Source organism: Microbacterium sp. UBA1097, from assembly GCF_002313585.1.
GTDB lineage: Bacteria > Actinomycetota > Actinomycetes > Actinomycetales > Microbacteriaceae > Microbacterium.
On the sequence record NZ_DCBW01000005.1, the window covers coordinates 1 to 8053 of the forward strand.

The 8053-nt window shown below is 67.2% G+C and carries 7 protein-coding genes; 2 read left to right on the top strand and 5 right to left on the bottom strand.

From position 1 onward, the window contains the following. Window positions 1-147: 147 nt before the first annotated feature. Entirely contained in the window at window positions 148-714 is a 567-nt protein-coding gene (locus B4F19_RS00360; protein WP_292732163.1) for an HhH-GPD-type base excision DNA repair protein, read from the top strand. A 27-nt stretch (window positions 715-741) separates the two neighbouring features. Here the strand turns inward: B4F19_RS00360 and B4F19_RS00365 are convergent, their stop codons facing one another. Both B4F19_RS00365 and B4F19_RS00370 read right to left on the bottom strand, forming a co-directional pair. Next, complete coding sequence (locus B4F19_RS00365; RefSeq protein ID WP_292732165.1) at window positions 742-2127, bottom strand: glycine--tRNA ligase; 1386 nt, start codon at window positions 2125-2127, stop codon at window positions 742-744. 82 nt (window positions 2128-2209) lie between these two features. Then, entirely contained in the window at window positions 2210-2818 is a 609-nt protein-coding gene (locus B4F19_RS00370; protein WP_292732334.1) for a TetR/AcrR family transcriptional regulator, read from the bottom strand. A 113-nt stretch (window positions 2819-2931) separates the two neighbouring features. Between B4F19_RS00370 and B4F19_RS00375 the strand changes: the two genes are divergently transcribed. Further along, complete coding sequence (locus B4F19_RS00375) at window positions 2932-5565, top strand: MMPL family transporter (protein ID WP_292732167.1); 2634 nt, start codon at window positions 2932-2934, stop codon at window positions 5563-5565. 29 nt (window positions 5566-5594) lie between these two features. On the opposite strand, the gene B4F19_RS00380 is transcribed toward B4F19_RS00375, so the two are convergent. The 3 genes from B4F19_RS00380 to B4F19_RS00390 all read right to left on the bottom strand — a co-directional run bounded on the left by B4F19_RS00380 (window position 5595) and on the right by B4F19_RS00390 (window position 7940). Beyond that, window positions 5595-6041: a hypothetical protein gene (locus B4F19_RS00380; protein ID WP_228178321.1), complete on the bottom strand. Its 447-nt coding sequence runs from the start codon at window positions 6039-6041 to the stop codon at window positions 5595-5597. A 103-nt stretch (window positions 6042-6144) separates the two neighbouring features. Beyond that, window positions 6145-7014 carry an LLM class flavin-dependent oxidoreductase gene (locus tag B4F19_RS00385; RefSeq protein WP_292732169.1) on the bottom strand — a complete coding sequence of 290 codons (870 nt, stop codon included), beginning with the start codon at window positions 7012-7014 and terminating at the stop codon, window positions 6145-6147. Between the two features lie 41 nt (window positions 7015-7055). Then, entirely contained in the window at window positions 7056-7940 is an 885-nt protein-coding gene (locus tag B4F19_RS00390; protein ID WP_228178319.1) for a hypothetical protein, read from the bottom strand. Window positions 7941-8053: the final 113 nt, after the last annotated feature.

Consider the following 8053-nt stretch of genomic DNA (forward strand, 5'->3'; position numbering starts at 1 on the left):
CTTCCTCCGCGCGAGTTGTCCTTCACCCACATCGAGCAACTAAGGACAACTCGACTCAAGGAAGGACAAGTCGGCTGAAAGGAGGACAAGTCGGCTGAGCGAAGGACAACTGGGCTGAAGGAGGGAGGTGCGTGGAACACTGGTGCCATGGAGTTGCACATCACCGGCGATGACGCTGCCGACCGGCTGCTATCGGACGATCCGCTGGCACTGCTGATCGGGATGCTGCTGGATCAGCAGATCGCGATGGAGACCGCCTTCACAGGCCCGAAGAAGATCAGGGAACGAACGGGAGAGCTCTCCGCATCCGCCCTGGCGGCGTACGCCCCCGAAGCATTCGTCGAGGTGTTCCGCCAGACCCCGGCCGTGCACCGGTTTCCGGGATCGATGGCGGGCAGGGTGCAGGCGCTGTGTGAGGCTGTCGCGACCGACTGGGATGACGATGCCGCCGAGATATGGACGCGGGGCGAACCCGATGGCGCCGAGGTGTTGAGACGACTGAAGAAGCTGCCCGGATTCGGTGAGCAGAAGGCGAAGATCTTCCTCGCACTGCTCGGGAAGCAGTACGGCTTCGACGGGGACGGATGGCGCGAGGCCTCGGCTCCCTACGGCGAAGCAGGCTCGTTCCGCAGCGTCGCCGACATCACGAGCCCCGAGTCCCTTGCGAAGGTGCGAGAGCACAAGAAGGCGATGAAGGCTGCCGCCAAGGGCTGATACTCACCCTCGATTCCGCAGCCTGTGTCAGGCGCCGGTGAGGCGCTCGCCGAGGTAGGTTTCGACGTTCTCGAGCGGCACACGCTCTTGGGCCATCGTGTCGCGATCACGCACCGTGACGGCGTTGTCGTCGAGGGAATCGAAGTCGACGGTGACGCAGAACGGGGTACCGATCTCGTCCTGTCGGCGGTAACGGCGACCGATCGCGCCTGCATCGTCGAAATCGACAGCCCAGTGCCCGCGCAAGCGATCAGCCAGTCCGCGGGCGAGCGGCGACAGGGCCTCGTTACGCGACAGCGGCAGCACGGCGACCTTGACCGGCGCCAGGCGCGGGTCAAGCTTCAAGACGGTCCGGGTGTCGGTGCCACCCTTCGCGTTGGGAACCTCTTCTTCGCGGTAAGCGTCGACGAGGAACGCCATCATGGCGCGAGTAAGCCCGAACGAGGGCTCGATGACATACGGGGTGTACTTCTCGCCCGAGGCTTGGTCGAAGTAGGTCAGGCTCTGCCCGGATGCCTCGGCATGGCTCTTCAGGTCGTAGTCGGTGCGGTTGGCGACCCCCATGAGCTCGCCCCACTCCTTGCCCGGGAACCCGAAGCGGTACTCGACGTCGATCGTGCCGGCGGAGTAGTGGGCGCGATCCTCCTCGGGCACATCGAAGCGCCGCATGTTCGCCGGGTCGATACCGAGGTCGGTAAACCAGTCCCAGCACGCCTCGACCCAGTGGTCGAACCACTCCGGAGCCTCGGCCGGGGGAGTGAAGTACTCGATCTCCATCTGCTCGAACTCGCGGGTTCGGAAGATGAAGTTGCCGGGGGTGATTTCGTTGCGGAACGCCTTGCCGACCTGACCGATCCCGAAGGGCGGCTTCTTGCGGCTCGCGGTGAGCACGTTCGTGAAGTTCACGAAGATGCCCTGCGCGGTTTCGGGGCGGAGGTAGTACAGGCCCGACTCGTCGTCGACGACCCCGAGGTAGGTCTTGACCAGACCCGAGAACGCGCGGGGTTCGGTGTACTGGCCCTTCGTGCCGCAGTTGGGGCACGGCACGTCGGCCAGCCCGTTCTCGGCGGTGCGACCCTTGCGCGCCTCGAAGTCCTCGATGAGGTTGTCGGCGCGGAACCGCTTGTGGCACTGCAGGCACTCGACGAGGGGATCCGTGAAGGTCGCGACGTGCCCGGATGCCTCCCACACGCGCTTGGGCAGGATGATCGAGGAATCGAGGCCCACCATGTCGCCGCGCCCGCGGACGAAGGTCTGCCACCACTGACGGCGGATGTTCTCTTTGAGCTCGGTGCCGAGCGGACCGTAGTCCCATGCGGAGCGGGAGCCCCCGTAGATCTCGCCGGCTTGGAAGACGAACCCGCGATGACGGGCGAGGGCGATCACTTTGTCGAGGCGGGACTGCTCGGCCACGGAGGAACTCCTGGGTCGGGGATGCGCTGCGCGCGAGGGTATCGCGGATGCCGCGACATCCGACGATTCTATCCGCCGCGACTCACAGGCCGCGTGCCGTGTGGGTTCCGAGGACGACGTCGACGAGCCGCTCGGCCTCACCGTCGTCCCCGTTCGAGGGCGCGAAGACGCGTAGGACGATCGCGCCGACCAGAAGCTCGATGATCGAGGAGATGGGTGCTGTCGGCGGCAGCTCGCCATCGGTCACGCCCTTTTCGAGCCGATGCACGAGGTCACCGTCAGCCCCGAGTCGCTCGCGAATGCGCTCGCCGATCGCAGGGTTGGTCGTTCCCGCTGCCAGCAGCGACCGGAGCATCTCGTCATGCCCGGGGTCATCAACAAAGTCCAGGACGATACGCATCCAGCTCGCCAGATCGTCTCGCAGCGTGCCCGAGAAGCTGGGCGCGAAGTGCTCGGGCATCAGGAAGCCCTCGATGAGCGCCTCGGCGACCAGGTCGCTCTTTCCCGGCCACCACCGATAGATCGTCTGCTTGCCGACCCCCGCCTCGGCAGCGATCCCCTCAATGCTCAGGTGCCCGAACCCTCTCTCCAGAAACAGGCGAGCTGTCGCGCGCAGGATCGCCAGGCGCGCCTCTTCGCTGCGCGGGGGGCCACCTCGTCGTCCGGTGGAGATGGGCAGGGCTTCGGTCATGTCGGTCACAGTATCCATCCTCGAGTCAGTGTCCGTCTTCGACTCAGCATGCGAGACGGTACGTATCGTATGCTGTCGGTTGCTCTCCCCCGCGTCCCGCCCGAAAGGTGACCATGGCTGAACTGCTGTACCGGCTCGGCAAGGCTTCTGCCCAGCGCGCGTGGATCGTGATCGTCGCCTGGGTCGCGGTTCTCGGTCTCGCGGGCGGCGCCTTCGCCCTGGGCGCCGGCACGCTGGCCACGAGTTTCGACGTTCCCGGAACCGCATCGGGCGAGGTAACCGACGAGCTCGCCCAGAAGCTCCCCGACTATTCGGGGGCCTCGGGTCAGATCGTGCTGCACACCGAAGATGGCGAGCCTTTCAGCGACGAACAGCGTGCGGAGGTCGCTGACCTTGCTGCAGGCATCCGCGACTTGCCCGACGTCGCCCGGGCCGTCGACCCGTTCGAGGCCGAACAGGAACGAGCCGACCGACAGCAGGAGATCACCGACGGGCGTGCCCAGCTCGAGCAAGGACGCGCGCAGCTCGAGTCCGGACAGGCACAGCTCGACGCCGCCCGAGCCGAGGTCGAGAGCGGACAGGCTCAGCTCCAGGACGCACAGGAGCAACTGGATGCCGCCCGCGCGCAGGCTGAGGCAGGCGGCGCCCCCGCCTCCCAACTCGCGGCCCTCGACCAGCAGCAGGCTCAGCTGGATGCCCAGCGTCAACAGTTGGATGCCGCGAGCCAGCAGCTCGAGGCGCAACAGGCGGAACTCGATGCCTCTCGTGAGGAACTGGCCACCAACGAGACGCAGCTCGAGCTCGGTGCCGACCTGCTCGAGCTCTCAGAGGGCATCGGAGTGGTCTCCAGCGACGGCACTACCGCTCTCCTGAACGTCGCGTTCGATGTACCGCTGCTCGAACTCGACGCCGAAGCGAAGCAAGCGGTGATCGATTACGTCGAGGCGCACCCGATCGACGGAGTCGAGGTCGCTTTCTCGACGACCCTCGCGCAGTCCCTCCCGAACCTGATCGGTATCGGGGAGATCGCCGGTGTCGTCATCGCCGCGATCGTGCTGCTGGTCATGCTCGGCACCGTCATTGCCGCCGCGCTGCCCCTCGTCACGGCGCTGGTAGGAGTGGGGATCGCGGTCTTGGCGGCACTCTCCTTGTCGGGCGTGATCGACATGTCTTCTGTCACGCCGATCCTCGGGGTGATGCTCGGACTTGCCGTGGGCATCGACTACTCGCTGTTCATCATCAACCGTCACCGCAAGCAGCTGCTTGAGGGCGCTGACCTCCGCGAGTCGATTGGCCTGGCCAACGGCACCGCCGGCAACGCCGTGACGTTCGCCGGGTCGACGGTGATCATCGCGCTGCTTGCCCTGAATATCACCGGCATCCCGTTCCTCGGCCTCATGGGAACCGTCGGCGCCTTCGCTGTTCTCGTGGCGGTCCTCATCGCCATCACGCTGACTCCTGCACTCCTGCGGCTCGTCGGGATGCGGGTCCTGGGCCGGCGCGCCCGGGCGCGCGTTGGGACAGTGCACCACGCTGACGATCGAGCTCGCGCGATGCCGACCTGGCGTGCGCTGCTCACGGCAGTCGGCGCAATCGTGGCGCTGCTGGTCATCGCGATTCCTGCCCTGTCGATGCGCGTGGGCCTGCCCGACGGATCGAGTGAGCCGGAGGACTCGTACGCCTATCAGGCATACGAGCTGACCGCGGAAGCGTTCGGATCCGGCGCGAACAGCACGCTGCTGGTGACGGCGGCTCTGCCGGGTGACCTGGATGACACCGCTCAGCTGCAGGCTCAGCTCGATGTGGCGACAGCCCTGTCGGAGGTCGAGAACGTGGTGGCCGTCGCGCCGATCGCGGTATCGGATGACGGCACGCTCGCTGCGTTCCAGGTCATCCCGACCGAAGGGCCCAGCGCAGAGTCGACCGAACAAGTGGTCCGAGACCTTCGAGCCCTGCCTCCCGTTGACGGGGAGTACGAGCTCGGCGTAGCCGGGCAGGCGGCGATCAACATCGACATCTCCGAGAACATCGCCGGAGTCCTCCCGCTCTACATCAGCGTCGTCGTCGGCCTGTCGCTTCTCATCATGATCGTGGTGTTCCGGTCGCTGCTGGTGCCGCTGATCGCTACGGGCGGCTTCATCCTGTCGTTGTTCGCAACCTACGGCGCGACTGTCGCGGTGTTCCAGTGGGGGTGGGGAGCCCCGATCTTCGGCCTCCACAGCACGGGTCCGATCCTGAGCTTCCTGCCGGTGCTGCTGGTCGGCATCCTGTTCGGACTCGCGATGGACTACCAGCTGTTCCTGTCGTCGGGGATGCGGGAGGCCTACGTGCACGGCACGCCTGCGCGCGTCGCCGTCATGCGCGGCCTGCGGGCCGGGCGAGCGGTAGTGACAGCGGCGGGGCTCATCATGGTTTCGGTGTTCGGCGGCTTCATCTTCGCCGAATCGACGATGATCCGCTCGATCGGCTTCGGTCTCGCGTTCGGTGTGCTGCTCGATGCCTTCGTCGTACGGATGCTGCTCATGCCTGCCCTCATGCACTTGCTGGGACGCTCCGCCTGGTGGCTGCCGCGCTGGCTCGACCGCATCGTTCCCAATGTCGATGTGGAAGGCGCCAAGCTCGAACGCGCCCACCACGCGCCCTGGGCCGAGGAGGATCAGGCCGAGGATTCCCACGAATCAGAACCCGCTGCGACGCAGGGGGAAGCGCTCACGCGGCGTGAACTGCGCGAACGCGGCGAACTGTAGCCAGCGGCCGGCGAGCGGCCCGGGCGTCTCTATTGCGTGATCGGCGCGACCACGTAGAGCAGCTGCGCCGTGCCGTCTTCCTGCTCGAGCAGAGTGACGCCCACGGTGTAGTCAGAGCCGGTGAACGACCAGATCTTCATCCCCCCGAAGTCGGACTCGGAGTCTGCGGTGTACCGGGCCTTCAGCTGCTCGATGATGCCCTCACCGTCGGCGACGCTCGGCAGTGTGTAGGTGACGGTGTAGCCACCGTCGACCGCGAGCGCAACGAGTGGTGAGCCGGAAGGGAGCGGGATGTCGGAGGGGAAGCCCTCCGGCACACTCGCGCCGTCACCGGTGTCGATGTCGACGCCGGTGGCGCCCTCGATGGCATCTTCGACGGTGTTGTTGATGAGCTGCTCGACCGGGTTCACGCATCCGGTCAGGGCAATGGCTCCGACGCCGAGCATGAGCGCGGCAGCGACGATTCGGGTCTTCATTGGTGTTCCTCCCCTGGGAGCGCGCGCCGACACGAACACCGGCGATGGTCGGCTCCCACCTCTGAGTGTGGCGACTCGCTGTGCGCCCCGCAAGGGGCGGCGATCACACGGATGGTGAGCCGCTCGAAGACCGCGCAACTCCCAGCATCCGAGCAACCTCTCCGCTGCGCTGCGAGAACCCGATGAGGTCCTGCTCGTCGGGATAAGGCTGGAGCACAACAGTGGTTGCACCCGCGGCGAAGAATGCCTCGACCGTCTCGGCGACCATTGCCACGTCGCCGTGCGCGCGCTCGCGCCCCGCCGGCTCGTCGGATGCCGCGGACCCATCGGTGAACCGCGCCGGGAGGTACACCACGACGGGGTAGTCGTCAGCTCTCTCGGCTGCCGCAGTTCGTACCCGGCTCGCCGCAGCACGCAGTCGGCTCGGGCTCCAGCCCGAGGGAATGACCGTTCCGTCGGCGAGGGCCCCAGCTCTGTCGAGTGTCTTGGGTCCTTCTGCCGCGGCGAAGACGGGAACGGCGACGGTCGGCGGCCAGTCCAGGGCCACGTCATCGAGCTGGACGTACCGCCCGTCGATCGTGACCCGTTCCCCGGAAAGCAGCGCTCGCAGTGTCGGCAAGTACTCCGCCATCAGCGTGAGGGGGGATGCGTGCCGCGCGCCGACCTGCGCCATCCAGCTCTGCACCCCGTGGCCGACGCCGCCGATGATGCGCCCCGGAAACAGCCGCGAGAGGGTAGCGAGCTCCATGGCGGTCAGCGCGACGTTGCGAAGCGGCATGGGCAGCACACCGATCGCGACGGTCAGCTCGGTCGTGGCGGCCAGAGCCGCGGCAGCCTCGGCGATACCCGACTCGCGAAAGCAGTCCTCCCACAGCCACAGCTGGGGTACTCCGGCGTCCTCGACCGAGAGAGCCACCTCCCGGAGACGTTCGGGCGGGAAGGCGGGTTCGAACACGACACCGAGTGAGCGCATGCACCCACGCTAGAGCAGGCAGCCGACAAGCCCGGTGGGCCTCAGGAACCGAACCCGCAGTAGTCGGCCACGGCGTTCAGGATCTCGGCGCGCATGTCCGGCGGGGCCGCCAGCTCGATCTGGCCGTTCTCGCCGCCGACTGTCACATCCGTCGTGAAGATCGTGCCGCGCTTGTCTTCCTGCACGGCATGGGCATCGCAGCGGAACGGCTCGAGCACGATGTTCACCTCGCGGCGAGCGGTATCGCCGGCGGGGAGCTCGATCTGCAGCGGTAGCGCGGCGTCCGGTCCGGTGCCGGCGTCGCCGAAACCGAGGAGGTTGGTCGGGCGGATCGCCTCGATCCTCGCGCCACCGGCTCCGGTCGGCAGGACCCCGAGGGTGAGGATGCCGACACCTCCGCCCGCGCCAGGTTCGAAGTGCGTGAACGAGGCAGCCGCCGCGTCGCCGAGCGCGTCGGCGACACACTCGCGCGCGTGCATCGCCGGCAGGAACTCGAGCGCGTCGGGAAGGTCTGCCCGCGCGATCCCCGAGCGCTCATCGAGACGCCACGCGAACTCCACGGTGGACGCCCCGTCATCGGGAACATCGCAGGCCGGCCTCGGGAGTTGGATACGAATGCCGACAGTGCTGCCCGGAGCGATGACACTCGTCCGTTGGAGCACGCGGTCGGCATCCGTCTCGAAACGCGGGTCAGCCACTGAGAGGGCGTCGACACTCAGCGGTGAGTCGGTGCCGTTGGTGATCTCGACCTGGGCCTGATGCAGCGCGACATCCGAGCGCTGCTGCACAAGCCGCACACTCACCCCCTCGGGAAGATCCTCGTTCGGGGCCGCGGAAGCACACGCGGCGATCCCGAGGACCAGCGCAGCACCCAGCATCACGGCGACGAGTCGCCGCTGACCCGAGGTACCGGCGGGGCCGGTCACCGGCGGAGCACCTCGCGGGCAACTGTCATGTCCTCCAGCGCGACAGGGTCGATCTCGATGCCCAGCCCGGGGCCCGTGGGCACCCGAACGTGGCCGTCTTCGAGAACGGCGGT